At 60.4% G+C, this 26995-nt stretch carries 22 protein-coding genes and 1 other RNA gene; 16 read left to right on the top strand and 7 right to left on the bottom strand.

Going from position 1 to position 26995, the window contains the following annotated elements; genetic code table 11:
• The first annotated feature begins 23 nt into the window (after window positions 1-23).
• From REH34_RS22840 to REH34_RS22820, 5 genes are read left to right on the top strand one after another with little or no spacing between them, the layout of a single operon-like run.
• Entirely contained in the window at window positions 24-2135 is a 2112-nt protein-coding gene (locus REH34_RS22840) for a chemotaxis protein CheA (protein WP_311969249.1), read from the top strand.
• A 27-nt stretch (window positions 2136-2162) separates the two neighbouring features.
• Window positions 2163-3794 (top strand): methyl-accepting chemotaxis protein, encoded by a 1632-nt coding sequence (locus REH34_RS22835; RefSeq protein WP_311969248.1) that lies wholly within the window; start codon window positions 2163-2165, stop codon window positions 3792-3794.
• 10 nt (window positions 3795-3804) lie between these two features.
• Window positions 3805-4320, top strand: a complete 516-nt coding sequence (locus tag REH34_RS22830; RefSeq protein ID WP_226503517.1) for a chemotaxis protein CheW — start codon at window positions 3805-3807, stop codon at window positions 4318-4320.
• A complete protein-coding gene (locus REH34_RS22825; protein ID WP_226503516.1) occupies window positions 4317-5123 on the top strand; it encodes a protein-glutamate O-methyltransferase CheR in 807 nt (268 codons plus the stop codon). The genes REH34_RS22830 and REH34_RS22825 overlap by 4 nt, the downstream gene beginning before the upstream one ends.
• A complete protein-coding gene (locus REH34_RS22820) occupies window positions 5120-6199 on the top strand; it encodes a chemotaxis response regulator protein-glutamate methylesterase (protein ID WP_275948745.1) in 1080 nt (359 codons plus the stop codon). The genes REH34_RS22825 and REH34_RS22820 overlap by 4 nt, the downstream gene beginning before the upstream one ends.
• Window positions 6200-6436: 237 nt before the next feature.
• On the opposite strand, the gene REH34_RS22815 is transcribed toward REH34_RS22820, so the two are convergent.
• On the bottom strand, window positions 6437-7810 hold the full coding sequence (locus tag REH34_RS22815) for a Fic family protein (protein WP_226503514.1): 1374 nt from the start codon (window positions 7808-7810) through the stop codon (window positions 6437-6439).
• Between the two features lie 497 nt (window positions 7811-8307).
• Between REH34_RS22815 and REH34_RS22810 the strand changes: the two genes are divergently transcribed.
• Window positions 8308-8583, top strand: a complete 276-nt coding sequence (locus REH34_RS22810) for a DUF3077 domain-containing protein (protein WP_311969247.1) — start codon at window positions 8308-8310, stop codon at window positions 8581-8583.
• Window positions 8584-8741: 158 nt separating this feature from the next.
• Window positions 8742-8972, top strand: a complete 231-nt coding sequence (locus tag REH34_RS22805) for a type II toxin-antitoxin system prevent-host-death family antitoxin (RefSeq protein WP_311969246.1) — start codon at window positions 8742-8744, stop codon at window positions 8970-8972.
• 344 nt (window positions 8973-9316) lie between these two features.
• Here the strand turns inward: REH34_RS22805 and REH34_RS22800 are convergent, their stop codons facing one another.
• Window positions 9317-10957, bottom strand: a complete 1641-nt coding sequence (locus REH34_RS22800; RefSeq protein WP_311969245.1) for an SIR2 family protein — start codon at window positions 10955-10957, stop codon at window positions 9317-9319.
• Between the two features lie 179 nt (window positions 10958-11136).
• Between REH34_RS22800 and REH34_RS22795 the strand changes: the two genes are divergently transcribed.
• Window positions 11137-12309, top strand: coding sequence for a helix-hairpin-helix domain-containing protein (locus REH34_RS22795; protein ID WP_311969244.1), 1173 nt, complete (start codon window positions 11137-11139; stop codon window positions 12307-12309).
• Window positions 12310-12496: 187 nt separating this feature from the next.
• Here the strand turns inward: REH34_RS22795 and REH34_RS22790 are convergent, their stop codons facing one another.
• A complete protein-coding gene (locus tag REH34_RS22790) occupies window positions 12497-15496 on the bottom strand; it encodes an RNA-directed DNA polymerase (RefSeq protein WP_311969243.1) in 3000 nt (999 codons plus the stop codon).
• Between the two features lie 544 nt (window positions 15497-16040).
• Window positions 16041-16137: signal recognition particle sRNA small type (ffs, locus tag REH34_RS22785), an RNA gene on the bottom strand.
• Window positions 16138-16318: 181 nt separating this feature from the next.
• Between ffs and REH34_RS22780 the strand changes: the two genes are divergently transcribed.
• Window positions 16319-16798, top strand: a complete 480-nt coding sequence (locus REH34_RS22780) for a GNAT family N-acetyltransferase (RefSeq protein ID WP_409373161.1) — start codon at window positions 16319-16321, stop codon at window positions 16796-16798.
• 117 nt (window positions 16799-16915) lie between these two features.
• On the opposite strand, the gene REH34_RS22775 is transcribed toward REH34_RS22780, so the two are convergent.
• From REH34_RS22775 to REH34_RS22765, 3 genes are all read right to left on the bottom strand, one after another.
• Window positions 16916-18079 carry a putative zinc-binding metallopeptidase gene (locus REH34_RS22775; RefSeq protein WP_311969242.1) on the bottom strand — a complete coding sequence of 388 codons (1164 nt, stop codon included), beginning with the start codon at window positions 18077-18079 and terminating at the stop codon, window positions 16916-16918.
• Between the two features lie 115 nt (window positions 18080-18194).
• Window positions 18195-19217, bottom strand: a complete 1023-nt coding sequence (locus REH34_RS22770) for a DUF2242 domain-containing protein (RefSeq protein ID WP_311969241.1) — start codon at window positions 19215-19217, stop codon at window positions 18195-18197.
• Window positions 19218-19397: 180 nt separating this feature from the next.
• On the bottom strand, window positions 19398-20279 hold the full coding sequence (locus REH34_RS22765) for a LysR family transcriptional regulator (RefSeq protein ID WP_226503498.1): 882 nt from the start codon (window positions 20277-20279) through the stop codon (window positions 19398-19400).
• Between the two features lie 119 nt (window positions 20280-20398).
• On the opposite strand from REH34_RS22765, the gene REH34_RS22760 reads away from it, so the two are divergent.
• The 7 genes from REH34_RS22760 to REH34_RS22730 all read left to right on the top strand — a co-directional run bounded on the left by REH34_RS22760 (window position 20399) and on the right by REH34_RS22730 (window position 26960).
• Window positions 20399-21481 carry a serine hydrolase domain-containing protein gene (locus REH34_RS22760; protein ID WP_311969240.1) on the top strand — a complete coding sequence of 361 codons (1083 nt, stop codon included), beginning with the start codon at window positions 20399-20401 and terminating at the stop codon, window positions 21479-21481.
• 38 nt (window positions 21482-21519) lie between these two features.
• Window positions 21520-22452 carry a LysR family transcriptional regulator gene (locus REH34_RS22755; RefSeq protein ID WP_311969239.1) on the top strand — a complete coding sequence of 311 codons (933 nt, stop codon included), beginning with the start codon at window positions 21520-21522 and terminating at the stop codon, window positions 22450-22452.
• A gap of 183 nt (window positions 22453-22635) precedes the next feature.
• Window positions 22636-23616, top strand: coding sequence for a nucleoid-structuring protein H-NS (locus tag REH34_RS22750; RefSeq protein ID WP_311969238.1), 981 nt, complete (start codon window positions 22636-22638; stop codon window positions 23614-23616).
• Complete coding sequence (locus REH34_RS22745; protein ID WP_311969237.1) at window positions 23613-24764, top strand: isocitrate/isopropylmalate family dehydrogenase; 1152 nt, start codon at window positions 23613-23615, stop codon at window positions 24762-24764. The genes REH34_RS22750 and REH34_RS22745 overlap by 4 nt, the downstream gene beginning before the upstream one ends.
• Window positions 24761-25459: an RraA family protein gene (locus REH34_RS22740; RefSeq protein ID WP_311969236.1), complete on the top strand. Its 699-nt coding sequence runs from the start codon at window positions 24761-24763 to the stop codon at window positions 25457-25459. The genes REH34_RS22745 and REH34_RS22740 overlap by 4 nt, the downstream gene beginning before the upstream one ends.
• On the top strand, window positions 25456-26613 hold the full coding sequence (locus REH34_RS22735) for an LLM class flavin-dependent oxidoreductase (RefSeq protein WP_311969235.1): 1158 nt from the start codon (window positions 25456-25458) through the stop codon (window positions 26611-26613). The genes REH34_RS22740 and REH34_RS22735 overlap by 4 nt, the downstream gene beginning before the upstream one ends.
• Window positions 26610-26960, top strand: a complete 351-nt coding sequence (locus tag REH34_RS22730; RefSeq protein WP_311969234.1) for an antibiotic biosynthesis monooxygenase — start codon at window positions 26610-26612, stop codon at window positions 26958-26960. Before REH34_RS22735 ends, REH34_RS22730 begins: the two co-directional genes overlap by 4 nt.
• The last annotated feature ends 35 nt before the right edge of the window (window positions 26961-26995 follow it).

Genomic DNA, 26995 nt, shown 5'->3' with positions numbered 1-26995 from the left:
CGCCCTTTGACAGGACAGCCGCCGTGAATATCGACCTCGAACAGGCCCTGCAGACATTTATCGCCGAAGCGCGCGAACTGTTGCAGGACATGGAGCAATCCCTGCTGCAACTCGAACACACGCCCGAGGATGCCGACCAACTGGCCAGCATCTTTCGCGCAGCGCACACCATCAAAGGCTCGGCCGGCCTGTTCGCACTGGACTCCATCGTCAGCTTCGCCCATGTGGTCGAGGACGTGCTGGATCGGCTACGTGACGGCCAGGTGCAGGCCAACCGTGAACTGATCGCCCTGATGCTGGAGTGCAACGACCATCTGCTGGAACTGGTCGAGGTGGTCGCGGTGCAGCGCTCGACGCTCACCGCGCAAAGCCTCAGCCACGAAGGGCAGTTGCGTGAGCGCCTGAACCGCTATCGTCAGGCACAACCCGAGCACCCCGCCGCGCCGGCCCTGACCCACGCCGCGCTGCAAACCGAAGCCGCCTGGCATATCTCGGTACGCTTCGGCCCCGACATGTTGCGCAACGGCATGGACCCGCTGTCCTTCCTGCGCTACCTGGCCACCCTGGGCGAACTGCTGGGTGTGGTCACCTGCGCCGAACAGCTGCCGCCCGCCGCGCACATGGATGCCGAGACCTGCTACCTGGGTTTCGAGATCAGGCTGCTGTCCGAACACGATGAAGCGACCCTCGCCGAAGCCTTCGAATTCGTGCGCGACGATTGCCGCCTGTTCATCTTCGCCCCCGACACATCCGCTGCCCACTATCGCCAATGGCTGCAGGACATGGGCGCCGAGGCGCCGTGGCTGACCGACGCCCTGGTGCGCTGTGGCACGGTCAGCGCCGATGACCTGCGCGAGCCCTCGCCGACTCTCCTGAACGAACACCCCACCGCGCCAAGCAGCCCGGACAAAGCCACTGGAGAGGTGAAGAGCCAGCGTTTTATCCGCGTGCGCGCCGACCAGCTGGAAACCCTGATCGACCTGGCTGGCGAACTGATCACGGCCAGTGCCGGCGCTCAGCTGCTGGCCCGCGAACAAGGCGACGAACACCTGCGCGAAGCCACGTCGGTGGTCGCCAGCCTCGTCGAACAGCTGCTCGATGGCGCCCTGGCCATGCGCATGGTGCCGATCGGTGACACCTTCAACCGCTTCCAGCGGGTGGTGCGCGACGTCAGCGAAGAACTCGGCAAAGACATCGAACTGGTCATCAGCGGCGCCGACACCGAGCTCGACAAAGCCTTGGTCGAACGCATCGGCGACCCGCTGATGCACCTGCTGCGCAACGCCATGGACCACGGCATCGAAGCCCCCGACGTACGAGTCGCGGCCGGCAAGCCCGCCCGTGGCACCCTGCACCTCAATGCCTTCCATGATTCGGGCAGCATCGTCCTGGAGCTGATCGACGACGGTGCCGGCCTCAACCGCCAGCGCATCCTCGCCAAGGCCCGCGACAAGGGCTTGATCGGCGCCGTGGAGCCCAGCGAGCGCGAACTGCTCAACCTGATTTTCGAACCGGGGTTTTCCACTGCCGAAGCCGTCACCAATCTGTCCGGGCGCGGCGTCGGCATGGACGTGGTCAAGCGCAACATCACCAGCCTGCGCGGCAGCATCGACCTCTACAGCCAGCCGGGCCTGGGCACCACGGTGCGCATCCGCCTGCCCCTGACACTGGCGATGATCAGCGGCCTGCTGGTGGAAGTGGCCAGCGGCGGCTTCGTGGTGCCGCTGGACGTGGTGCACGAATGCATCGAACTGCCCCACGGGCAGCGCGACACCCTGCGCGAGCGGGGCCATATCGACCTGCGTGGCGAAGTCCTGCCGCTGGTGTTCCTGCGTGAACACCTGGCGCTGGACGGCGACCTGCCGCGCCGGGAAAACGTGGTGGTAGTCAAGGCCCAAGGCCAGAAAGCCGGCTTGGTGGTCGATCGCCTGATGGGCGAACACCAGACTGTCATCAAACCGCTCGGACCGCTGTTCGGCGGCCTGCGCGGCATCAGCGGGTCAAGCATCCTGGGCAACGGCAGCGTGGCCTTGATCCTCGACATTCCCGCCTTGCTCAAGAACTTGATCGAACAGCACAGCCAGCACAGGCCGCGCCCGATCGAACACTCCTCTCTTACTCGCAACACCTTCTAGGCCGGGCTAGTCCCAAGGACGTTCATCATGCAATGGTTCTACAACCTGAAAATCTCCACCAAGCTGCTGACCTCGTTCATTGCCGTGCTGTCGCTCACAGTCGTCATGGGCGCGTTCTCCATCATCGAGTTGGCCAAGGTCAACGACACCTCGACCGAGATGAAAGAAAACTGGATCCCGTCGATGCGCACGGCGTCCGGCATGCGTTTCTATATGGCGCAGTACCGCACCCGCGAAGCGCGGCACGTGCTGTCAGAGGACAAGGACAAAGCCAGCATCGAAACCCAGATAGGGCAATCGCACGCGGATACGCAAAAACGCCTGGAGCAGTACGGCGCTCTGATCAGCAGCCCCGAAGAACGCCAGCTCTACGATTCGGTCAGCGCCGACATGACCAGCTACTACAACCTCAGCAAAACCTTGCTGGAGCTTTCCCGCCAGGATCAAGTGGAGCAGGCGCGGACATTGCTCAACGGCGAGTCCAAAGTGGTGTTCGACCGGATCTCCGACACCTTGGCGCGGCTGGTCCAGCTCAACGACGACGGCGCAGGCGCTGCCAGCGCCGAGGGTGACCGGGTGTACGCCAGTGCCCGCGTGGCCATCGTCAGCGTGCTGATCGTCGCGCTGCTGCTGGGCCTGTTCATGGCCTGGTTCGTGTCGCGGATCATCTCCCGTCCGCTCAAGCAGGCCGCAGAAATGGCCCAGCGCCTGGCCGACGGCGACCTCACCGCGCGTCTCGACGTCACCAGCCGTGATGAAACCGGCCAGTTGGTCGGCGCGATGCAGAACATGGTCGGCAAGCTGTCACGCATCATCGGTGAAGTGCGTCACGCCGCCGACGGCCTGGCCAGTGCTTCCGAAGAGGTCAGCGCCACCGCTCAATCGATGAGCCAGGCCACCAGCGAGCAGGCTGCCAGCGTCGAGGAAACCAGCGCCTCGATCGAGCAGATGAGCGCCAGCATCAACCAGAACACCGACAACGCCAAGGTCACCGACGGCATGGCCAGCAAGGCCGCGCGCGAAGCCGGCGAAGGCGGCAAATCAGTGGATCAGACCGTCGCCGCCATGAAGAAGATCGCCCAGCGCATCGGCATCATCGACGACATCGCCTACCAGACCAACCTGCTGGCCCTCAACGCCGCCATCGAGGCCGCCCGTGCCGGGGAGCATGGCAAAGGCTTTGCCGTGGTCGCCGCCGAAGTGCGCAAACTGGCCGAACGCAGCCAGATCGCCGCGCAGGAGATCGGCGAACTGTCGACCAGCAGTGTCGACCTGGCCGAACGCGCCGGCGCCTTGCTCGGCGAAATGGTGCCGTCGATTACCAAGACCTCCGATCTGGTCCAGGAAATCAGCGCGGCGTCCGAAGAACAAGCCGCGGGCGTGGCGCAGATCAACATTGCCATGGTCCAGCTCAATCAGGTGACCCAGCAGAACGCTTCGAGCAGCGAGGAACTAGCCGCCACCGCCGAGGAAATGAGCAGCCAGGCCGAGCAACTGCAACGCGCCATGGCCTTCTTCACGCTAGAGTCCGAAAGCAGCGAAACGGCGCCCATGACCCGCCCGCGCACGCAGCTTCAGCGCCCTGCCCCGGCACGCGCCAAGCCCCGGGCCGCGCAGCCGGCACTGGAACTCAACGAAGCCGAATTCACCCACTTCTGAGGGCGCGACCATGAGTACCGCCGAGAAAATCCCGGCCAGCGATAGCCAGGACAACCAATACCTGACCTTCACCCTGGGCGACGAACTGTTCGCCCTGGCGATCCCGGGCATCAAGGAGATCATCGAGTTCGGCCAGCTCACCGTGGTGCCGATGATGCCCGACTACGTGCGTGGCGTGATCAACCTGCGCGGCGCCGTAGTGCCGGTGGTCGATCTGGCGGCGCGCTTCGGCCAGCCGCGCTCGAAGATCAGCCGCCGCAGTTGCACGGTGATCATCGAAGTACAGGCTGAAGACGGCGAACGCCAAGTGTTCGGCCTGCTGGTGGACGCAGTGTCGGCGGTGCTGGACATTCCCGCCGAGGCCATCGAGCCGCCGCCCAGTTTCGGTTCGCGCATTCGTACCGACTTCATCAGCGGCATGGCGCGCATCGACGGGCGATTCGTCATCGCTCTGGATGTCGATCATGTGCTGAGCGTCGAGGACATGGCGGTGCTGTCGAATGTCACCGCAGACAGCGCCGCATGAACAGCGTCGCCCTGAAGGACAGGGAATTCCAGCAGTTTCAGGCCTGGCTGCACGCCACCGCCGGCATCCACATGAGCCCGGCGAAAAAAGCCTTGGTAGCTGGCCGCTTGTCCAAGCGCCTGCGCCATCACGAGATGAACAGCTATGGCGATTATTTTCGCCTGATCAGCAGCCAGGAAGGCGCGGCCGAGTCGTTGATGGCGCTGGACATGCTGACCACCAACGAGACGTATTTCTTCCGCGAGCCCAAGCATTTCGACTTCCTGCGCGAGCAAGTCCTGCCCCACGCCTCCAGCACGCGGCCGCTGCGCATCTGGAGCGCCGCCTGCTCCAGCGGTGAAGAGCCCTACAGCCTCGCCATGACCCTGGCCGACGGCCTGGGCAACAGCCCCTGGGAAGTACTGGCCTCCGACATCAGCACTCAGGTGCTCGACAAGGCCCGCGCCGGCCACTACCCCATGGAGCGCGCGCGCAACCTGTCCCACGACCTGCTCAGCCGCCATTGCCTCAAAGGCATCGGCCGCCAGGCCGGCACCTTGCTGGTGGAACGGCGCCTGCGCGAGCGCGTGCAGTTCACCCGTATCAACCTCAACGAACCGCTGCCGCGCCTGGGCGAATTCGACGTGATCATGCTACGCAACGTGATGATCTACTTCGACATGGCCACCAAGCGCCAAGTGGTGCAGCGCTTGTTGCCGCACCTGCGCCGCGGCGGATACTTTCTGGTCAGCCACTCCGAGAGCCTCAACGGCGTGTGCGACAGCCTCGACGTCATCTCGCCTTCGATCTACCGCAAACCATGATGAACAGGATCAAAGTCATGGTGGTCGACGATTCGGCCGTGGTCCGTCAGGTCATCCAGGGCATCCTCGAAGGCGAGCCGGATATCGAAGTACTGGGCGCCGCCAGCGATCCGCTGTTCGCCCTGGATAAAATGGCCAAGCGCTGGCCCGACGTGATCATCCTCGACATCGAAATGCCGCGCATGGACGGCCTGACGTTTTTGCGCAAACTGATGAGCGAGCGCCCCACTGCGGTGGTGATCTGCTCGTCGCTGACCGAAAAAGGCACCGAAACCGCGCTGCAGGCCATGGCCGCCGGAGCCGTCGAGGTCATCACCAAACCGCGCAGCGGCCTCAAGGATTTCCTCCAGCAAGCGGCGGCCGAGTTGCTCAGCGCGGTACGCGGTGCAGCCAAGGCCAATCTGCGCGTATTGCAGGCCCGGCCGCGGCCCGCCGTGGCGCCCCCGCCGCGCTGCACGGCTGACGTGATCCTGCCGGCCAGTGGCCAGGCCATGGCGCAGACCACCGAGCGCCTGGTCGCCATCGGCACCTCTACCGGCGGCACCCAGGCGCTGGAGCAAGTGCTGACGCGCTTGCCGAGGGTGTGCCCAGGGCTGGTGATCGTCCAGCACATGCCGGAAAAATTCACCGCGTCCTTTGCCGAGCGGCTCAACAGCCTGTGCGCCATTGAAGTGCGCGAAGCCCGTAACAACGACCGCGTGCTGCCGGGCCTGGCGCTGATCGCTCCCGGCGGCAAGCACATGGTGCTCAAGCGCAGCGGCGCCTTCTATCACGTGCAGGTGCTGGACGGCCCCCACGTCAATCGCCATCGTCCCTCGGTGGACGTGCTGTTCCGCTCTGTGGCGCGCTTCGCCGGGCGCAACGCCACTGGCATCATCATGACCGGCATGGGCGACGACGGCGCCCGCGGGCTCAAGGAGATGTATGACGCCGGCGCCGAGACCTTCGCCCAGGATGAAGCCAGTTGCGTGGTGTTCGGCATGCCCCGCGAGGCGATCAAGCTGGGCGGCGTGAATCAGGTGGTGGCACTGGACGACATCGCCGCGCGGGTGCTGGATAACGGCAAGCGGCGCTGAGGGCTTGCCGGTTGACGACACACGCTATAGCCAAAGGCTTACACGACGCGGCGGTGTTTGGCTCTGTTGCTCACAGGGGCCAAGCAGTAATCTAGACCCATCAACAGCAACGCAGGCAGCGCTGCTGGATCAAGGACGATCGACCATGGCCCGGATGGCCACCGACAGGATGTTGGGATGGTCTTGGGAGAACCCGCTTCGGCGGGTTTTTTATTGCCTGCGATTTTTCCCGTCCGGTTATCCGCGTTCAGCCAGCCACTGCTCCAGCTGGGCGCGGGTCAGGCCCATGCCGCCAATGCTCACGTTCGAGAGATGCTGCAGATCGTAACGCGTGTCCTCGATGAACTTGTCTTGCTGCTCTGGTGGTAGTGAGCTGATCGCATCTGCCAGCACCCCTTCCAGCGCCTCACCGTGTAGCTGTTCTCGGACGACGCGAGCGATCAGCGCCCTTCTCTGCTGGCGATGCAACACGCGCAGCGTATCGATGCCGACTGACTCCGCCACCGCACCGTAACGTCCACAGCTGCGGATATACGACCACAGATAGAGGTCCGCCAGCGGGCCGATCTCGTTGAGTTCATACACCGCGATCATCGCGCTGGCGTAGTCCTCGGTGCTGATATAGCCGAACGACAATGGCACCAAGTTGTAGCGCACCAGCGGGATATTCGCGGCCATCCGCGAAGTGCGCTTGTTGACGTCGATAAAGCCCTGCAGGTAGGCCACATGCGCCAGCAGAAACAGGCTTTGCTCGAAAGGGTCGCGGATCTGGGCGGCAGTGTTGGCGATGAGATGGAGCTGACCTTCGAGACGCGCCTTGCCCTCCCAAGGGATATAACTGCTGGACGATATCCGCACGCCGTCATCGCGCAGATTGCCCGCCTCGCCCGGCGCGACCAGCCCCTCTGCCAACAGGTAATGCAGGGTGCGGATATTGTCGCTGGTCGCCTCCAGCGAATGGATGCCGTCGACCAGATAGCGAATAGCCTCGCGGTGGTTGAGGATCATCACCCGCTCGATATCGAGTTTGCCGTCGGCGGCGATGCCTTCCAGCACCAGCTTCTCGGTGTCGACCAGCGAATAGGTGTTGCCTTCCAGGCGCGAGGAGTTGTAGGAGAGATCGATGAGCAGGCGGTTGTAGATCTTGCGCGCGTAGGTGCCGGCCGGCATCTCGTCGCTGGCACGGCGGCCGTTTTCGTGGAGCAGGGCCAGGTCTTCGGGGCGCAGGTAGTGGGTGATGTTTGGCTGGTATCCGCGCAGCCAATCTTCGCGATAGGAACATGGATTACGGGAGAACAAGGGGCCCCGTACACGGCGGATGATCTCGGCGCTGCGCGGGGAGAACACGGCCTCGGTACCGGACTCTCGGACTTCGTAGGCCGCTGATGGCGGCGGCGCTGCCCACACAGCGGGCCGAGCGAGGCGGTAGGCACGGGCTTTGGTGCTGCCTCGGGATTCGAGATCGCCTTGCTGCAGAGCAGCGCCGAGCCAGCTGCGCAGGGTTCGCTCGGGCACGTCGAACGCTTGGACCAGGTCGGAAAGGGACAGCCAGGACTCCGGGCGAGCACGGAAGAACTCGATGAGGCTGCTACGGTTGGGTTTGTTCGCCATGATCATTGTCGCTTCGGCTCGGCGCCCTGGGGTGGTGTTGGGCAATGGGCCGATAATAGTGATACGGCGATAATACGGCAATATTGCGGCAATAATTCGGCACAATATTGCCGAATCAGGTAATTCGGCAGGTTCGAGGTTGCCGTAATGGAATTCGGAAGCGGATTTCGGCAAGCGGGCCTTGCGCGTACATGCCACAGCTCATATCTACCTGGCTGCTGTGATATAGCCAGCCTTGCCAGCCCTCCCCGTCATCGGTATGGTGCCGACGTCGCTGCTCATCAGCGACCGGGCTTGGTAACCCGATTCGGAATTCTTCAGCGCTTGATCAATCTGCTGACCGCTCTGTCGTGTCTGCAAATTGCATTATGGCGGCTGTACGCGGGAGGCTTTGGCCTGCCGGGTGGTTCCGACCGGTTTACCAACCTGCGTACAGCTGCCACCTTTCGCTTGGTAACGGACGGTTGCAGCTCCTAAAAACAATTGGAACCGCATTTATGTCTGAATCAAAGATTACAACAGCCCCCGGCCACGCCTTCTGCCCCACCGGCGACGCCCACCTCGACCGCTCCCTGTTCGCCGTAACCCCCGACATCCCGATCGCCGACGCGATGGAAACCGTCTCCGCCCTGCTCAACTCCCTGCATGCGTCGCTACACGACACCGCAATGGGCGCACGGGTGATTTCCAGTGAAGACGCCTTCGCCATGGCCCACACGCTCAAGTCCGCCAAAGCGGTGGTCGATTCGTTGATTGGCGGGATGGACGCTTGAGGCTCTGCATTCGATAGCCAACACCCACCTGTAGCGCGAGGGCTTGCCCCCGACAGGGCATATCAGCCGCCACGAATGGCGCTGATACACCAAACCGGGGCAGGCTCTTATATCCCTCCCGGGGCAATCGACTTGTCAGAAGATAGAGAACTCTCGATATGACGAATGTGGCCACCGTAAACATCAGCACGGCAAAGACTCACTTACCGCGTTTGGCGCAAGAAGCAGCCCGAGGAAGCGAAATCATCATCACTAAAAATGGACATCCAATAGCAAAGCTGGTCGCCTTTGAAGACTCCGCATCCAGCCTACCTCGCATAGGCTTCGGACTGGCTCATGCCGCTGCCACCGACGCGATGGCGGCAAAAGGGTTCGACGCGGATATCTAAGGCCGCCCTGGCGCGCTAGCACCGCCCTCTCGATCACAAGATGTTTCTACCGTTGAACGGACAATTCATTCCGATTGAAGAGACCAGGAGTGTCCGAAGACAATCACAGTGGCAGGCTGCCCCCACCAAAAGCTCTAACTGGTCTGCTCCGCCGAATCAACGAATCGTAGAAGAATGCTTGAATGATCAATTGCTGCCTGACGCAAAAAAGGCTGCTATCGGCCAAAAGCGGTCCTTCATAGGTGTAGGGGGCGCGCGCCAGGAGCTAGCCCTGCCTTTACTTCCAGAGGCGGACGTTTTCACCTATTGCCCGGAGGCAGATAGGCGATTCGGATCCAAACAATTCACTTTGCCCGCGAGAAGCCACTCACAATCTTTATAACTCCATCTACAATCATTTTTGCATTTCTTGCAGAGGCTCCTACGTCATCTTTGGAATGCACAATCCCATTTCTGGTTTGAATCCACTCGTAGAGGCTGGGCAGCAAATCGTCGCTTATCAGGCCTTTCTTGATTCCGGATTTCACCATCCCGATCAATGAGTAGGACCTTGAACCAAGCTCCTCTTCGTTGAGACGCAGAGCTCTTCGTAATTCCCCCTCTAGGTAGGTAATGGCAGAGACGATTGCTGAGCGGTACTCTTTTGCCCTTAGTAAGCGGCGCGCCTCCCCCTGCTGGGAGGTACGATCTAATGGAATGATCTTTTCGAGTGTTCTGATAAGAAAGATCGCAAAGTCCTCCGACTCAGAGGTCCATAAATCAGGCCGGATGATTACTGTCATCCCTTCGAGCATTGAAGGTAGCTGTTGGCCCTTTCTTACAACGACTATGAGCGGAAGAGGTCTACCCTCCCTCTCTCTTACGGAAGCCCGGCTCATTGCCATTTTCAGTTCGACGAGAGTCCAGTTGGAGGAGAGATCAATCACCATCGCGATCGAGCGGTCAATCAACGCGTCTAGCTTCGCTATGACAGTATCAGCCGGCGAAATCACACCATCGGCAGTAATTGGGACTAAGTTAATCTCCTCCAGATCAGGAAATACCCGATCTTTGTAGAACGGCAGCACATCTAGCGGCAGTGAGAAAAAGCAAAGTCGAGACGGAGCTGAGCGTGGCAGCGACAGCTCTTGCATAGGTTTCTCTTCAGTAACGTTACTGACCGTAAAGACCTGGTCTCTCACAAGCTCACGAAGCTCATCAAAAGCCTGGGCGAGAATCTTACCGTATCTGTCACGAGTACCTGGTAGATTAATGACCTTCACGCCCCTGCGCTCGAATCGTGAAATATCTGACTGATTGGCTCCCACGACAATCGTGTATGCAAATCGTCTGGTTCGACCTAGTCGCTGGGAGACTACATGCCAAATTTGGCGAAAATCTGGATCGTCTAGGCTATACCCCACAAGCACAGCTGTTTTGGTGATCAAGAGGTTCGCGAGGTAAGTGGCGAACAGCGGATAGTTGGATAGGAAACCATCATAATCGGCCTCAGTGACCACCATTCTTCTAGGATGGTGAAGGTCCCCATGGAGCTTAAGCAAGCTGATCCCAGGTTTGGATGAGTTTAGCGAAAGTTGCTCTTCTTCAAGGATGGGGTAGACGATGTTTGGACCTAACCGGTACTGCTGCTCCAGCAAGAAATCAAAGTTGGTTGTGCAGACTATGTCAAAAGGAATGGAGCAGAAGCTCTTGTGAGCTGCCCCTGGCTGTGCCTCGTGAATGAGTAGCACTTGTGTGAGCTTATCCATTAGTCGAGCGCGGCCCAGTTCGTGCTCGTATGCAGAAATAGCGTCTAAGGCTCCATTTGAGTTGAAGTCAATCAGATCCTCCTCCAGCGCTTTACCAAGCTCCCCCCAAAGGGGTGGCCTTTGACCTGATGCGACATCGGCATTGAGCGACATCCCAGCCCCGATGATAGGCAGCCATCGGCCGCTAATGAGGTCATCAAGGACTGGTTTGGGGAAGTACTTAAGATACGTGGCCACGGCATGATCCCTTTTGTGCATAAGGGAAGATATCAGCAAAGCGGCTTGTAAGCCAAACCAGCCTTCGAGGTCATCCCCGCTCAATCAAACGAATGTTAGTAACCCCTACCTCGGTGGTTCTAATCCGCGTACTATGTGCAAAGAAAATTCGCCTTAATCTTTAGTCTGATGAGTGAGCCATGACGCAAAAATCTGAAGCGTTGAATTTATTGGAACAGGTTTTAAAGGATTTAGAGTCGCCTAAGGGCTCAGTTTTTTCATCAGTACAAAAATTATCACGCGCAGCAGTGCTGGTTGATAATACTGATATTCAAATATGGTGCCAGATTCAGTTTGGCGATCATAATTATGTTGATGAAATAAAAAAGCTATTAGCTGCTGCGACTAAAAGAGACTATTCTAGCGATGAGACCAAGCAGCAAGATATTAATAGCATTATCAAAGATCTTGAGAAGCTCGGCTTAAAACGAGGGCTGCACTTAGCCACCGAAGAGCTGGAATTAAAAAATCATTCCGCAGGTGGCGGTTATTTGAGTATTGGATTTATCGAGGAGCGATACTCAGATCTCGCTCGCGCCAAACGCGGTAACGATGGAACTTATTATAAAACGCCTCTATATAACCACCTTAGTTATGTCCGCAGAAAAGCGCATGAGTTTGCTTCAGGACTTTATAACAAACTACGATTTTCGGGAACAGTAAGTAACAGCTTTGATTTACTAAAAACAATCGTCGATGACAAACTTCTCGATCTGAACCCATTGTTGGCTGAGCAGCTAATGATAGCTTTTCGTTCAGTATCTGCGTCTAAGGCCGAAGAGTGGTCTCAAGCGCTTACATCATGCCGACGGATTCTAGAAGGCTTAGCTGACGAGCTTTATCCTGCGAGTCAAATTCCCCATAAAGGGCGGATTCTTGGCCAAGGTCAGTATGTGAACAGACTTTGGGCGTTCATGGACAATGCTATTGAATCAGAAAGTAATCGGGATTTAGCCAAGACTCATGTCGATTTTCTAGGCTCGTGGCTTGAAAAGACAAACAAAATAACTAACAAAGGCGTCCATGCTGACGTTGAGCAGATTGAGGCAGTTAAGGCGGTTTTCCATACATATCTCGTAATTGCAGATCTGCTAGAGTATATGGGCGCCTCCCAAAAGGTAAAAATTAATTTGGATATTAACGTAGCGACTATCGACGAGCTTGAAGCATTACTGGACGTGAGTCGAAGTACTGCTAAAGAAATCATCAAAGCACGAGTTCAATCTGGGGCGCTCGACAAGGATTCTTTGTCCAAGGTTAAGGGCGTCGGTGCAAAGACTATGTCGAGAGCTATCGAAGTATTCAACCTATAGCAGGATCTCAAACCCATGCCCCCAAGAAAGCAAAGACAAAGCCGCCGCTACTTTCTTAGACACCCTATTCGCTCAAAGCAAAAAAGGCGGCGTTTCAGAAGTGTCCGCTCCTGGCCGGTTAGCGACGGTCTGACTTCGATCGTCGCTATACATAGTCAGACCTCAGTCGGTCTCGCCATTTTTAGGTCTAGGCCCCTTTGGGTAATACTTTTCGATCAGATGCCATGTTCTCGTTAAAGCCATCTGGCACAGGCTTGAAACCTGAGGCCGGCGAACGATGGCTGGATTGGAACTGACGCAGGCTTAATACGTCGATTTCACCGGTAATGCAGTAGTCGTGGTTGCCACCCTTGACGCGCAATATGTCGCGTTTCCAACGGTCCTTGTACGGGGCGCGGATACGGCTATCACCGAAGCGGCGGTTGTTGCACTGGATTATGTAGGCATGGATATCCAGGGCGGCAGACTCCACCAGTGCATTAAATGTGTCTGTGTCGCTGTTCCATTCTGGAACAAACAGCGCATCGACCTGGCCACGCAGGTCAGCGCGGTAACGGATATTGGTCAGTTCGCTGCAGATCATGATGGCAAAGCGGAAGTTCCCATGCTGGATGACCGGGGGCTTTTGCCACTGTTGCTCTTGAGCGGGCTGCATCTGCAGACCTGCTAGGCGAAAGAGCTCTTGCTCTTCATGGAATGCTGGACGCTGTTTATCCTGGCGATAGAGCATCAGCGAAGGAAACCCAAGACCGTCGTGAGTCAGCGAAGCCCAAACCTGGTGGCGCACATACTTTCTCGGTGCGTGGAGGTACTCCACACCGGTGATCAAAGATATGCGACGGCCCTTGAGCTTCTCGGCGATACGCATAAACCATTGGGGGGGTAGAGACACTTCCGGGAGGATCAAGTAACCAGCGCCGTCAGGCCGAGAGATCAGTTCGTTGATCAGGCGATTGATGCGTTGATAACGGTGAAGACCATCCGGGTCGGGAAATCCCATGATGGCGGCGGTAAAGCTTTCATCTTTGGTTTCTAGGCTGGCTACAGCTATGGTTTGCTTGGCTTTGGGTTCTCCATCCGGGATATGTAAAACCTGCTTTTTGTCGAGGTACGGCATCTTGTGCTCGGTCAACTCAAAGCCTCTTAATGCCTGCACCACCAAACCCATGGCTTGGCGGCTGGAGGTAGCAAAAGGACTGGGCGCTATGAGGTAGAGCTCATTGAGGCTGAAGGGGCGAGTGGCGAAGGTTAGTCCTGACGGGGTGCCGCGTTTGAATCTGAGCCAATTGGCCAGTGTGGAGATACCGTCGATCATCACGTCAGGCAGTAGCTTTTCTGCGTCGAACGTTGCCAGGTTTTTACGGAATGGTATCCCACGCTGGCTGACCATTTCTTGAGGGAGGCCTGCAAAGCGCAAGGGGATATGGGCAAGGTCAAAGCTGAACATACGAGCTTGAAGCTTCTGTATGTGCTGGCTGGTGATGTTCATTGGCCTATCAAGGTAGTTACTCCAGATGATAGAAGCAAGGCCCTCCATATGGCTTGTCATCTGGTTCTTCCAAGCTGTAGCCCCCGACTTGCTTAGGCGGGAAGGAAACGCTGAGACGATGTTCTGCGCTATAACTTCTCCGATGGATCGTTTCCATAGATGTCGGGCTTCGGCTGGCACGTCGGTCGCAGCCAGGCTTTTGATCTCTAGAACGCAGTTTTTTTCGACTTTATTGATTAGGCTAGTGAGTGCACTAATAATCTTGTCTAGGTACTCAAAATCTTCACAGGCGGTAGCCATGCGGATAATGCGTGGCAGGTATTGAGCCAGTTCGAAGAACTTCACGGGGGTCATCAGATGCTCGATGACTGCGGCGAAAAAGGCATGACGGTGTGCTTGCCAATCCTCTGGGGGGAGATCGCGCTCGAAGGCTTCGTAGTTGCGAAGGCTGAGAGCGAAGCCAGCACGGTGCAGCGTCAGGGCATCTGTTTTACGTAGGTTGTCTGCTTGCTCACCGGCAAGGTTGGTGGCTTTGAGCAAGTCGGTAGCCACGGTGTTAGGCGAGTTCGGCAGATCAGGTAAGGCGCGCCATTCACTTGCACGGTGGTTGATCTGTTCGGAAATTGCATTGACCAGAGCTGTGCCTGGCGAGCCGGAAAGGATGAACAGCTTATTTTTGCTGTTTGCAAAAACAATGCGGTCGTCTTTCAGATAGTCTGGCTTGAATAAGATACTGGCGTTATCCTTTCTGAACAGATACTCGCCTCCTTCCCGGCTGAAGATCCACGCCCAAAACTGCTCAGTGGTTTTGATGTCGCTGGCGTTTTCCATGACTAGTAGAATGTCGTCCACATAGCGGCCGTAATACAACGGCACTACTTGTAGCTCAATGAACTGGTCGAGCCTGATTAGCGCCGCGTTTGCGACCACGGCAGACGCCGGTAAACCTACGGGTAAACCTTTTCCTAGTGGCGTTTCTTGTGCCCAGGCCAACAAGGCAGAAATGAACAGGCGGTTCAGTTTTGACTGCGATTCGCTCAGTTCAATTTTGACTAATTTAAGGAAGCTGTCGTCGAGCATAAAGCCGGGGCTTAGCTCGTGATAGAAACTGCTTACGTCAGCAGTTAGTGCCAATACGTTTTTCTTCTCGCTCAGGGCAGTGCGCATCGCCTTGATGCCGCCGTCGCGCCATTCGCGGAAGGGTCTGAGATAAGGCTTGAATGATCCAAGGGCCCTCGTGTTGATCCCATCGCGCCGGTTACGGCGCAGGCGGCTGCCAAAGACGTTGCTGCTGAGCTGTTTGTCGAAGAGATCGCCGACTTCCATCATCCATAGCGATGACAGTACGTGAAAATTGATGCTGCAGCGGGCCATAAGACGGAATACGGCGGTGGGGTGACTGCCGGCTTCAGTCGCGCTTAGCCACTCGGCTTCCGGTGAGGCGAAGATCAGGCTTTGATCCTGCGTTCCTTTGTCCACCTGAATTTCTTTAGGTGCCAGCGTCCAAGTGCCGAGGAATGCCGGATCTTTCACCCAATCCTCGCTTATGGCTTCGATCTGCTCTTTCAAGCGAGTGAGGTTATTGCTCAGATCGTCTTCATAGTTGGCAATGTCGAACAGCAAGGGGTTGGTTGAGTAGTAGAGGTCAACCTTGGCCTTGCGATAGGCGAGGCCAAGGTTGTGCAGCGATACCGACATCTGGACGTCCATTTCTTAGCCTTCGATAATCCTGAAATATCAAGGATATTACCGAAAACTCGCATGAATGGGCTAACGCATTGCAACACGTGCTATGTCACTGATTGTCATGAGTGGCTGCAATTCAACGGACCGCTTCTGGCCGATAGCTGTCCTCCATTAACGGTAGCTCCGGGCCGGAAGCTGCCTTTCATAGGCGGCAGCTTCCGACTAAAAGCAGATTGTTCCGCAGTGCCTTACCAGGCCTCCGTTGAGGCCTGGAGGTGTCTACGAAACCCGGAAAAATTCACTTAACACCCGCATCAGTGATACCCAGAGATCACAGCCCCACCCTGAACGAGCTTATCTGAAATGACCTTCACCACATCAGTCAGTCGACCTTTGGGCATCTATGCGTCAACTGGCATCTGATGACCCAGGACAATTACCGCAGACACGACAATACCGCCTAGGCTGTAACTACTCGGCAGGCATGCACTCAGTCAAATTTCAATTTTTTCGCAGCTACCCGTCGAGAACCGGCGGGCCTTTAGAATGGAGGCAACCCCACCAGCCACACCCCGGCACTCAATGTTCCCGCTGTGGCTGCTTCCTTCCGGATCTGACCAGGTTCACGGGTAATCGATGCGGGGGGACCGATGGGGTCACCATAACGCGCTGCTCACCTGGCGGCGAGCGGGGCCATTGTACCGGTCTGGCGAGAAGTTACAACCTCTGATCGCAGAGAAAATTTCCATGGCCTTCAGGCACTTGCCGCTTGCGTTGGGGAACCTTGGCGAGCGACCCTGTTTGCCCCTCAAAACAGTGCTTAAGGTGGTAGTTGTGCAGTTGGTCGATTATCTGGACCTGACACCCGAGCAGCGCGAGCAGTTGCTGGACATCGAGGTGACGCCCGAGCAAAAGGATTTCAGCGGCGATATCGCCAGCGCGCTGTACGGCCTCGTGGGGCTGTCGGAGGATGCGGTGCGTGGCTTTGCGCTGTTGGTAGAGGGTGTGCCGTTGGCGTTTCTGCTGATCAAGCGCGGGCAGATGCTTGCACCCTGGGCTCATGCGCAGGCCGCGACGCTGAATGCCCTGCAGGTGGATTATCGCCAGCAGGGGCGCGGGCTTGGCCGCGCGTGTCTGGCGGAGTTGCCGGCGGCTGTGGCCAAGGTGTGGCCGCAGGTGATACGGCTGGAGTTGTCGGTGGATGCGGGGAATGAGGCGGCGCTGGGGTTGTATACGGCGATGGGCTGGGTGGATCAGGGTGAGGCTTATAAAGGCCGGGTCGGGTTTGAGCGGCGGATGGTGTTGGGGTTGTAAAGGATAGTTGCGGGGCTTGAGTGGTGGCGAAGAGGCCGGTGCTTGCCAATATCATGAAAGTCCCCAGGGATGTGCGGCGCAGAGCCGTACATTCCCGAGGCAGAGGTAGCGCAGGGGTCAGACGTTAAGCACTTCATCGGCACGCCCGCCGGCGTCCTGGATCACCAAGTGAATGAAGTGCAGCTTGGCGATCACCGCAGGCGGCAGTACGAATGGGTAGAAATCTGGCTGCCCCATCGAGCGTGACAGCTCGTTGAGCATCCCTGCCAGCTCGATCCACGCATTGACGAACGCCAGAAACGCCGGGCCGCTCTTGTGTTCTGGGTCGTAGAGGGTTTCCAGCGGGAACGGCTGGTAGTCCAGGTCCATCTGCTTGGCGCTCATGCCAAAGCCCAGGGCGGTGTCCACCGCGTCCATCATGTGCAGGTAGTGCGCCCAGGTTTCGGCCCAGTCTTCCCAAGGGTGCATGGTGGCGTAGGCACTCACGGCGTGTTCCTGCCAGTCCAGCGGTGCGCCTTGGTCGTAATGGCGTTGCAGGGCATCGGCATAGCTGGCCTGCTCGTCGCCGAACAGATTGCGGAAATCCTCCAGCCACTTGCTGTCGGCGACCAGGCGATCCCAGTAGTAGTGGCCGACTTCGTGACGAAAGTGCCCGAGCAGGGTGCGATAGGGTTCGCGCATCTGCAGGCGGACCTTCTCGCGGTGGGCGTCGTCGGCTTCCTTGATGTCCAGGGTAATCAGGCCGTCGGCGTGGCCGGTGGTCGGCGCCACGCCACTGATGTCGACGCCGACGAAATCGAAGGCCAGCCCTGTGACCTCGTCCTGGGTCTTGGGAATCACCCACAGGCCCAAGTCGAGCAATTGGGCGACCAGGCGGCGCTTGGCGGTCTCGACCTTGCACCAGTAACCGGCGTTTTCCGGGACCGACAGATCGGGAATGGTGCGATTGAGCGCGCAGGCGACACACAGGTCGCCGCTGTCGTTCATCGGGATCAGCCAGTTGCAGGCCGCTGGGGTATCGAGGTTGGCGCAGCGACGGAACAGCCCCGCCTGCTCTTCGGCATCCAGGCTCCAGGTACCCAGCTCAGGACCCGCTGATAACGACGACAACATCCCGCGGTGGGGCCAGTAGCCCAACGCCGCCTGGCAGGCCAGGCACTGACTGTTGCGAAAGAAGATCGACTGACCGCACTGACATTCCCAGACCTTGCTGTGACGGCGTTCTTTCTGGATGAAGGGGGCGGCGATTCTAGTGCTCAATTGTTCGAAAAACCGGTACATGACGCTCTCCTGGATGACCTGCCAGAGACTAGATCATGGCCCGGAGAAAAAGGTTTCATCGAAGAGCCTAATGGCGTGAAGTGCCCGGCATGCGGTGGCTGCCGGGCACTGAGCGTCACGGTGTGCTGGCCTGCTGTTGGGTGGAGATCGGCGCCTCGAGATCGGCCGGCGGCACCACCGGCTGCGACTGCACGGTTTCATCCACGGCCTGCAATTGCGCAGGCATCGCTGGCGCTACCGGGACGACTGGGGTCGAGGTCAACGGCGCGGACGCTGCGGGGGCAGAGCTCACAGTGCTGGCAACCGTCGGGGCTGGCGCGCCGGCGGCAGCGGCGGCCGGCTGTACGGGCGTGGCAACCGGCTCGGTGGTCGCGACTGCCGCAGCGCCCGTGGCCACAGGCGCGGCAACCACCGAGGCCGCCGGGCTTACCGGTGCTGCGGGCAGCACAGGCGCCGCCGCAGGTGCAGGCGCTACCGAAGCAGGCACCGCTGCCGGCACAGGCACGACAGGCGCCGCTTGCGCACCAGGCTTTTGCTCGGCTGGCTGCTCAGGCACGCCCAACTCGTCCTTGGGTTTTATTTCGACGGTGGGCTTGGGCTTGGCATCCTTGGGCAGGAAGTTTTCCACCAGGGCGAAATAGCGATCATAGAACTTGTCCGAGGTCACGGTTTCGCTGGCCACCTTGACCATCGAATCATCCGTGGAACCGATCGGCATCGACACCGAACCTAGCACACCGACCCCGAGGCTGGCCGAGTTGTTGGTTTTCTTCAGCGCGTAGCGGTCCTGCAGGGCGTTGGCAAACATGGTCGCACCATGCCCGCCATCGGTGGCGCAGACCACATTGAAGCTGATCTCCATGTGGGTATCGCCGGTCTGCTGGAAGCTTTTGTGACCACTGACCAGCTTGGGGTCGCTGCTGGTGATCATGTAGCCCTGGCTCAGCAAGGCGCGCCGCGCCGCTTCGCAGGACGCTACGTCGGTCACCGGGTAGGTACGGGAATAGGTCCCCGACTCGTCGAAGTTTTCATGATCATAGATGGCTGGCTTGTTGCTGGAGCAGCCGGCCAGGCTGGCCAGCACGGCCGCCAGCGCCACCGCAGCACGGGGCAAGCCGAAGCCTGTGAATCTGGACATTGCGAATCCCGAAAAAAGTCTGCGGCTATTGTGCCTCACAATGCTCGACGATGGGAGATTCCTGAAATAGATCTCAGCTGTATCGGCTTCTTCGCGGGCAAGCCTTGCTCTCACAGCTGCACGACTCAAAGGCTTGCCCGCCAAGAGCCGCGCCTGAACGCTGCACAATCACCTGACGGCCTACAGCCCCTCCTCGCAAATGAAATCGATGAACGCGCGCAATTTTGGAGTCAGGAACCGACTCGACGGCCACACCACCTGCATCTGCAGGGCACGATCCAGCTGCGGGGCCATGATCGAACGCAAGCGCCCTTCCTCAAGGTCCTTGCGCACCGAGAACTCAGGCACGCAGGCCAGCCCCTGGCCCATGCGCGCGGCATGGATGAGCATCTCGATATTATTGCAGACCATGGTGACCGGAATCTTCGCTTCGACCGAGGCGGCCACATCGCGAAATGGCCAGCGCTCCAGTTTGCCGCTGAAAGCGAGCTTGTAATGCAGGCAATGGTGCTCGCTCAACTGATCAAGACTGCTCGGTACACCGAAGCGCTCAAAGTACGCCGGAGCGCCGATGATGTGAAAGGCGAAGTCGCCCAGACGCCGCGCCATCAACCGTGAATCGTTGAGCACACCGGTACGGATCACCGCGTCGAAACCCTCTTCGATCACGTCTACCAGGCGATCGGTGAACTCCAGATCGAGCTGGATTTCCGGAAAACGCTCCATGAACCGCGCCAGTTGCACGAACATCACGTTGCCCACCTGCGGCATGCTCACCCGCAAGCGCCCTTTGGGCGACTCGGAGGTCATGAACAACTCTTGTTCTGCGGCCTCCAGCTCGTTGAGGATGCGCCGGCAGCGCTCCAGAAACATGGCGCCTTCGGCGGTCAGATTGATGCTGCGGGTATTGCGGTGAAACAGCCGGGCGCCGAGCTTGAGCTCCATGCGCGCGATACTTTTGCCGACCGCCGAGGCCGAAACCCCCAGTGCCCGGCCGGTGGCCACGAAGCTGCGACTCTCAGCCACCTGCACGAACACGGTGATGCCATTGAGCTTGTCCATTGCAGGACTCCCTGATTGCGGACACAAACATCCGCTTAGATCGGAAGTGTACCCTCTGTTTCTGCGCTTGCGCCCCCCGCTACCATCGCTTTATCAAAATTGTTTCAATTGGATTGAAAATGTCCGTCAATGTCCCGCTTCGTACGGTGTACGCCTACGACCTGCTCAGCGCTGGGGCCATTGGCTGCCGCGTCGATGCAGCGATCGAATCGGCGTTGCGCAGCGGTCATCTGATCGGCGGGCAGATCCGTGTTGCACTGGATGGAGAGGTTATCTACCGGCGCGATGTGGGGGTGCTCGACCCTGCCCACGGCACGCCTGTCGCGGCCGACTCCTTATTCCGCCTCTCCTGCCTCTCACGCCTGCTGGTTTCGGTGGCGGCCATGGCTCTGGTCGGTGAGGGGCGCTTGAGCCTCGACGAAGACATTCATCGCTGGCTGCCGGACTTCACGCCCCTGCTGGCCGATGGCAGCCTGGCGGTCATCACCGTGCGGCAACTGCTCAGCCACTGCGCCGGCTTCCCCCGACGCCTGCCCACCGCCGCTGTCGCGGCCGAGGCCTATCAGGATGCCAGCGTTGCCGACGACACCCAATTGCCCGACACCCTGCGTCAACTCGGCATGGCCTCGCTGCGCTATCGCCCGGGCAGCGCCTGGGGCCACTCCATGGCCAGTGACGTACTCGCTGGCGTGATCGCCCAGTTCGCCGGCGGCTCCCTCGAAGCGGCCCTGCAACGCTATGTCATCGGCCCGCTGCAGTTACGCAGCACGGGGTATGTCGTGGCCAATCAGCCCGGCCCCGGCCCGGTATTCGTGAAGGGCCAGCCAGTGCATCCGCTCAAGGACGGCATTCTGAGCTGTGCCGATGACTACCTGCTGCTGCTCGAGGCCCTGCGCCAGGACGGCGGCGTGCTGCTGCCCAAAGTGCTGATCGGCGAAATGGCCGCCATCCAGACCGGCGATCTGCAATTGCAGGGCTGGCCCGGTCGCGGCTTCGGCCTGGGCTTTACGGTGCTGCGCGACCCGCTGGCCGCCGACAGCCCGGAATCGATCGGCACCTGGCGCCTGCACAGCGCTGGCGGTCACTCCTGGTTCGTCGATCCGCTCAAGCGCCTGAGCGGGGTCGCCCTCACCAACACAGCTGGAAACACAACGGACTCGGCTCTGGCCCGGCTCCTGCGCAACGCGGTCTACGGGGTGTGAGATAGCGCCCGCTCCACCCGTAACCGAGCAATCTCCCGATGACCACTACCCTCCCGCCAACCGGTGTTGGACGAACTGCGCCCGCCGCCCATGAACCGAGCATGTTCGACTGGGAAAACCTGCGCCATTACCTGGCCTTTGCCCGCGTCAGCTCACTGAACGGTGCTGCTCGCGAGCTGGGCGTCGAACACGCCACCGTCGCCCGGCGCATCGCCGCCCTCGAGCAGGCGCTCAACTTCAAGCTGGTCGACCGTCGCCAGCGCCAGTATCAACTCACCGCCTTTGGCCGCCGCGTCGCGGAGATCGGTCAGCGCATGCATCAGGACGCCCAGGCCATCCGTAGAATCGCCCGCTCGCAAACCCAACGCTTCGTGCCGCTGTCGATCAGCGCGCCGGCGCCACTGGCCTCGGCGTTCATCGCCCCGCACCTGGGCCATCTGCGTCGGCAACAGCCAGCGATCGACGTCAGCCTGCTGCTGCCCGATGACGCCGGGCAGGACCCAGCCAGCGCCAAAGCGCCGGAGCCCGACCTGCTGATCAGCCTGCGCCGCCCGGCTCAGACCGACATGGTGGTGCGCCGCCTGGCGAGCCTGTCGTATAGCCTCTATGCGGCGCCGGGCTATACCCACACGCGGCCGCCCGAGCAATACGACTACATCCTCTACGACCAGGCCATGAACGCCTCGCCCCAGCACGACTGGTTGCAGGAGGTGGTCGGCGAGCGCCCGGTGGTACTGCGTGCTCGCAGTCCGGAGGTGCGCGCCGCAGCGGCGCGCAGTGGCCTGGGCGTCACGCTGCTGCCGGACTACCTGGCGCGCCAGGATCCACTCCTGCAGCGGCTAGAATGCGCCGCCCCGGCATTGGTCGTGGATGTCTGGCTGGGCGTGCATGTCGAGCTGCGCAAGGATCCTTCAGTGCGCGCCGTGATGGACTTTTTGATCGGCTGCTTCCCGGCCGGCGCCAGCCTCTGACCGCCCCCCTCTGAAGGCGCGGGCCTGGCGGATTCGATAGCGCCTATCGAACACCCCGGCGCCCCGCCCCCACAAGGGGAATTTTCTCCTCCCCCTGGCAATTTTTTGGGAATTTACCCTATTGCCTTTCGCCACGACCATCGACTCCCAGCAGTACCAGCATCCACTCAAGGGAATCGAGTCATGAGCCAAGTCAGAATCATTGATGTGACGCTGCGTGATGGGGGATATCGAAACAACTTCGAATTCACCACCGATTACGCCATCAATGCCGTTGCGCATCTGGCCGAGGTTGGCGTGCATTGCGCCGAGATCGGTTACTGCAACGGCTCATTCATCCGCAAGCCGGAGCATGGCGCCAACAGCGCCGTGACCGGCGACTATATAAACGCCCTGGTCAAAGCCGCACAGGGGCGATTGGGGCTGTGCGTGATGGTCCATCCGCGCAACGTCACTGCCGTCGACCTGGCACAACTGGCCGAGCGCGGCGTGGCCATGGTGCGGGTGTGCCTGCGCCTGGATCAGCTCGACGAAGGCCTGCGGACCCTGGCCCTGGCCAAGTCGTTCGGTGTCGAGGTCAGCGCCAATATCACCCACGTCACCACCCAGCCAGCGGCGGTGCTCGCCGACATGGCCCTGCGCGCCGAAGGGGCCGGTGTGGATGTCATCTGCTTTGCCGACTCCAACGGCCACATGCTGCCGGACGACGTGCGGCGGCTGTTCGATCGCACCGCCCGCGAAGTGCACACGCCGCTGGGCTTTCATGCCCACAACAATCTGTCGCTGGCCCTGGCCAACGCCATGGCCGCCATCGACGCCGGCGCCGAGTACATCGATGCCTCGCTGTGCGGCATGGGCAAAGGCGCCGGCAACCTGCCGCTGGGCATGCTCATCGGCTACCTGCATCGCTGCGACCACCGTGACCGTCACGACCTGGTCAAGGCCCTGCAATTGTCCGAATACACCGCGCAACAGGTCAGCGCCAGCAACCTGCCAGCGCCCTTGGTCGATGTAATGCTCGGCGCCTACAACCTGCCGTTCGATGTGCAGGCGCGGCTCGATGAAGTGATGAGCCGCCTGCAGTTGGCCTCGACCTACCACGGTCTGCGCGCCCTGCATGAACAAAACCTCACGGCGCGCCACGCCCAAGGAGCACGGCCATGACTCGCCATCGCGTGTGCGTATTGCCCGGCGACGGCATCGGCCCGCAGGTCACCGACGCGGTACTGCCGCTGTTCGACGCCCTGCAACTGCCCATCGATCTGACGTTCGCCGAGATCGGCTGGGAATGCTGGCGACGCGACGGCGATCCGGTCCCGAGCCGCACCTGGGCGCAGATCGCCGCCGCCGACGCCACCTTGCTCGGCGCCATCACCAGCCAGCCGCTGCACGAGGCCGAGGCGCAATTGCCCGAGCACCTGCGTGGCCAAGGCCTGAACTATGTCTCGCCGGTGATCCAGCTGCGCCAGCAACTGGGCCTGTACGCCAACGTGCGACCGGTGACCGATGTGCTGGGCGACGATCGCTTTTGCTTCACGGTGATCCGCGAGAACACCGAAGGCTTGTATGCCGGCCTGGATTACGGCCGGGTGCCGGCCGAACTCGAACCACTCTTGCAGCAACGCGAGCTGCACGGCGCCCCCTGGACCCGCAACGGCCCGGATGACGCCTGCGTAGCCCTGCGCCTGCAAACCCGCAACGGCCTGACGCGCTTGTTCCACTTCGCCTTCGAGCATGCTCGCCAGCAAGGTTTCGACCGCGTGACCCTGGCCGACAAACCCAATGTGCTGCGCCACAGTGGCGCCTTCGCCAAGGGCATTTTCGACGAAGTGGCGCTGCACTACCCCGGCATCGCCGCCAACATCGATAACGTCGACGCCGTGGCCTTGTGGATGATCCGTCGCCCCGAGCGCTTCGGCGTGGTAGTGGCAGAAAACATGTTCGGCGACATCCTCTCCGACCTCGGCGCCGGCGTGATGGGCGGCCTGGGCCTGGCGCCGAGCGCCAACTTCGGCAGCAAAGCGGCCTACTTCGAACCGGTGCACGGCAGCGCCCCCAGCTACGTCGGCCGCAACGTCGCCAACCCCAGCGCGATGTTCCTCAGCGTCGCCCTGCTGCTCGACCACCTGGGCTACAGCGACCAGGCCCACGCCCTCCAGCGCGCGGTCACTCAGGTGGCTCGGCGCGTCTGCCAGACCCCGGACCTGGGCGGCACCGCCACCACTGGCCAGGTCGCCAGCGCCATCATCGAACGCAGCTTGGCCAACAGCCTGGCCAGCCGCACCCTCCACCCCGTCGGAAGCCCTTCATGAACGCCACCCCTGATCCCTTGCTGCTGCGTTGCGCCGCCCTCGACACCGCCGCCCTGAGCGATGCCCTCGACAGCCTCGGCATCGCAGGCGGCCTGCTGGGCCTGCATCAGCAAGTGCCCGGCACACGCTGCTGCGGCTATGCCTACACCGTGCAATACCAGCCGGTGACCGAACACGGCGGCTTTCGCAACGCCGCCAACTACATCGATGACGTACCTGCCGATTCGGTGATCGTCTCCTGCAACGACGGCCGCCTGGATGCCACGGTGTGGGGCGACATCCTCACCCACTTCGCCAGCCAGCGCGGCATCAACGGCACCCTGATCGATGGCGTCGGCCGTGACCTCGACACGGTCGGGCGGCTCGACTACCCGCTGTTCAGCCGCGGCCGCTTCATGCAGTCCGGCAAGAACCGCGTGCAGCTCAAGGCCGTGCAAGTACCGGTGCGCATCAGCGGCGTAGCGATCTACCCCGGTGATGTCATCGTCGCCGACGCCAGCGGTTGCCTGGCCATCCCCCGCGCGCAGTTCGAAGCGGTACTGCAGCGCGCCGAAGCCGTGGAGCGCACCGAGCGCGAAATCATCCTGTCGATCAGCCGCGGCCTGTCGCTGGGCGAAGCACGGCGCCTGCATCGCTACGACCAGCCCTGGCTCAACGCCAACCCTCAAGTCACCCCGCAAGGAGCAGCACAATGACTGCAATCACCCGCAAGCCCAACCCCATGTTCAGCAGCCCCAACCGCCTCAAGCTCGGCGTGTTCGGCATCAATATCGAAGGCGGCTGCACCCTGACCTCGGCGCCTGAACGCCTGGCCGCCGCCGACTGGACCGCGAACCTACAACTGGCGAAAAAAGCCGATCGCGCCGGCCTCGAACTGTTGCTGCCGGTCGGTCGCTGGCGCGGCTGGGGGGGCGACAGCGACCCCATGGGCGTGTCGTACGAAACCTACACCTGGGCCGCCGGCCTGGCCTCGGTGACCGAACAGATCGCGCTGTTCACCACCTCGCATCTGTCCACCGTGCACCCGCTGTTCGCCGCCAAGCAGGCGGCGACCATCGACCACATCAGCGGCGGGCGCTTCGGCCTCAACATCATCTGCGGCTGGTACGGCAAGGAAATGGGCATGTTCAACGGCGGCGCCCAGCTGCCCCACGACCGCCGCTACGACCATGCCGATGAATGGCTGAGCATCGCCCGCAAGGCCTGGACCGAACCCAGCGCCTTCGACTTCAAGGGCGAGTTCTTCAACATCGCCCAAGGCGTGTCGCAACCCAAGCCGCTCAATCGGCCGTTCCTGATGAACGCCGGGGGCTCAGAGCGCGGCCGACGTTTTTGCGCCGAGCATTGCGATGCGGCGTTTTTGATTCTCAAACAGGAAGACGGCCCCGACGCCATGCGCGCGCAGATCAACACCTACCGTGACCTGGCGCGCAAGGAATACGGCCGCGAACTCCAGATCTGGGTGTACGCCTACGTGGTGCAGAAGGACTCGCTCAAAGAGGCCGAAGACTATCTGGACTACTACGTCAATCAGCACGGCGACGAGGCCGCGCTGGATAACGTTACCGCCGAGATCGGCGTGCAGAGCGGCATGTTCGCCAACGCCGAAGACGCCGAGCGCTTTCGCTTTCACTTCAAGGCGGGCTTTGCCGGCATGCCGCTGGTGGGCACCGCCCAGATGATTGCCGAGCAGTGCAATGCCTACAACGAACTGGGCATCGACGGCCTGTGCCTGACCTGGCTGGACTACCACCAGGGCCTCGACGATTTTGTCGCCGACGTGCTGCCGCGCCTCGAACAACAAGGCCTGCGCCAGCCCTACTCGCCGGCGCTGGAGGATGTGGCATGAGCGATTTCGCCAGCAACGAGCAAGACGCCATCTACCTGGTCAACGTGGTGCATGTCGACGAGGGCCAGCAGGACGCCGCGCTTGACGTGCTGCGCTCGGCGGTGGGCTACGTGGCCCGTACCTATCCCTCGTTCGAGTGGAGTCGGTTGTACAAGAGCATCGATGGCAAGACCGTCATCAACCAGGCGCTGTGGCGCAATCAGGCCGAGTTCGAGTCACTGTTTGAGGACGACGAATTCAACCGCCGCTATCTGAAACTCAAGGAGACCGGCAGCTGGGAATTCCATCTGTACCGCGTCACCGATTACATCCCCAGCGCGTTGGAAACTCCTGTCACCGCCTCTTGACCTACGCACCGCGCCGTCACTTTTCAGCATCGCGC

This window comes from Pseudomonas baltica (genome assembly GCF_031880315.1).
Lineage (GTDB): Bacteria > Pseudomonadota > Gammaproteobacteria > Pseudomonadales > Pseudomonadaceae > Aquipseudomonas.
The sequence above is the reverse complement of the archived record's forward strand: the minus strand, read 5'-3'. Positions and strand labels throughout refer to the sequence as shown.

What these genes read in the sequence shown, in the direction of transcription:
- REH34_RS22835 (WP_311969248.1), top strand. Translation starts at nt 2,163, where the DNA reads ATGCAATGGTTCTACAACCTGAAAATCTCCACCAAGCTGCTGACCTCG.
- REH34_RS22830 (WP_226503517.1), top strand. Translation starts at nt 3,805, where the DNA reads ATGAGTACCGCCGAGAAAATCCCGGCCAGCGATAGCCAGGACAACCAA.
- REH34_RS22825 (WP_226503516.1), top strand. Translation starts at nt 4,317, where the DNA reads ATGAACAGCGTCGCCCTGAAGGACAGGGAATTCCAGCAGTTTCAGGCC.
- REH34_RS22820 (WP_275948745.1), top strand. Translation starts at nt 5,120, where the DNA reads ATGATGAACAGGATCAAAGTCATGGTGGTCGACGATTCGGCCGTGGTC.
- REH34_RS22815 (WP_226503514.1), bottom strand. Translation starts at nt 7,810, where the DNA reads ATGGCGAACAAACCCAACCGTAGCAGCCTCATCGAGTTCTTCCGTGCT.
- REH34_RS22810 (WP_311969247.1), top strand. Translation starts at nt 8,308, where the DNA reads ATGTCTGAATCAAAGATTACAACAGCCCCCGGCCACGCCTTCTGCCCC.
- REH34_RS22805 (WP_311969246.1), top strand. Translation starts at nt 8,742, where the DNA reads ATGACGAATGTGGCCACCGTAAACATCAGCACGGCAAAGACTCACTTA.
- REH34_RS22795 (WP_311969244.1), top strand. Translation starts at nt 11,137, where the DNA reads ATGACGCAAAAATCTGAAGCGTTGAATTTATTGGAACAGGTTTTAAAG.
- REH34_RS22790 (WP_311969243.1), bottom strand. Translation starts at nt 15,496, where the DNA reads ATGTCGGTATCGCTGCACAACCTTGGCCTCGCCTATCGCAAGGCCAAG.
- REH34_RS22775 (WP_311969242.1), bottom strand. Translation starts at nt 18,079, where the DNA reads ATGTACCGGTTTTTCGAACAATTGAGCACTAGAATCGCCGCCCCCTTC.
- REH34_RS22770 (WP_311969241.1), bottom strand. Translation starts at nt 19,217, where the DNA reads ATGTCCAGATTCACAGGCTTCGGCTTGCCCCGTGCTGCGGTGGCGCTG.
- REH34_RS22765 (WP_226503498.1), bottom strand. Translation starts at nt 20,279, where the DNA reads ATGGACAAGCTCAATGGCATCACCGTGTTCGTGCAGGTGGCTGAGAGT.
- REH34_RS22760 (WP_311969240.1), top strand. Translation starts at nt 20,399, where the DNA reads ATGTCCGTCAATGTCCCGCTTCGTACGGTGTACGCCTACGACCTGCTC.
- REH34_RS22755 (WP_311969239.1), top strand. Translation starts at nt 21,520, where the DNA reads ATGACCACTACCCTCCCGCCAACCGGTGTTGGACGAACTGCGCCCGCC.
- REH34_RS22750 (WP_311969238.1), top strand. Translation starts at nt 22,636, where the DNA reads ATGAGCCAAGTCAGAATCATTGATGTGACGCTGCGTGATGGGGGATAT.
- REH34_RS22745 (WP_311969237.1), top strand. Translation starts at nt 23,613, where the DNA reads ATGACTCGCCATCGCGTGTGCGTATTGCCCGGCGACGGCATCGGCCCG.
- REH34_RS22740 (WP_311969236.1), top strand. Translation starts at nt 24,761, where the DNA reads ATGAACGCCACCCCTGATCCCTTGCTGCTGCGTTGCGCCGCCCTCGAC.
- REH34_RS22735 (WP_311969235.1), top strand. Translation starts at nt 25,456, where the DNA reads ATGACTGCAATCACCCGCAAGCCCAACCCCATGTTCAGCAGCCCCAAC.
- REH34_RS22730 (WP_311969234.1), top strand. Translation starts at nt 26,610, where the DNA reads ATGAGCGATTTCGCCAGCAACGAGCAAGACGCCATCTACCTGGTCAAC.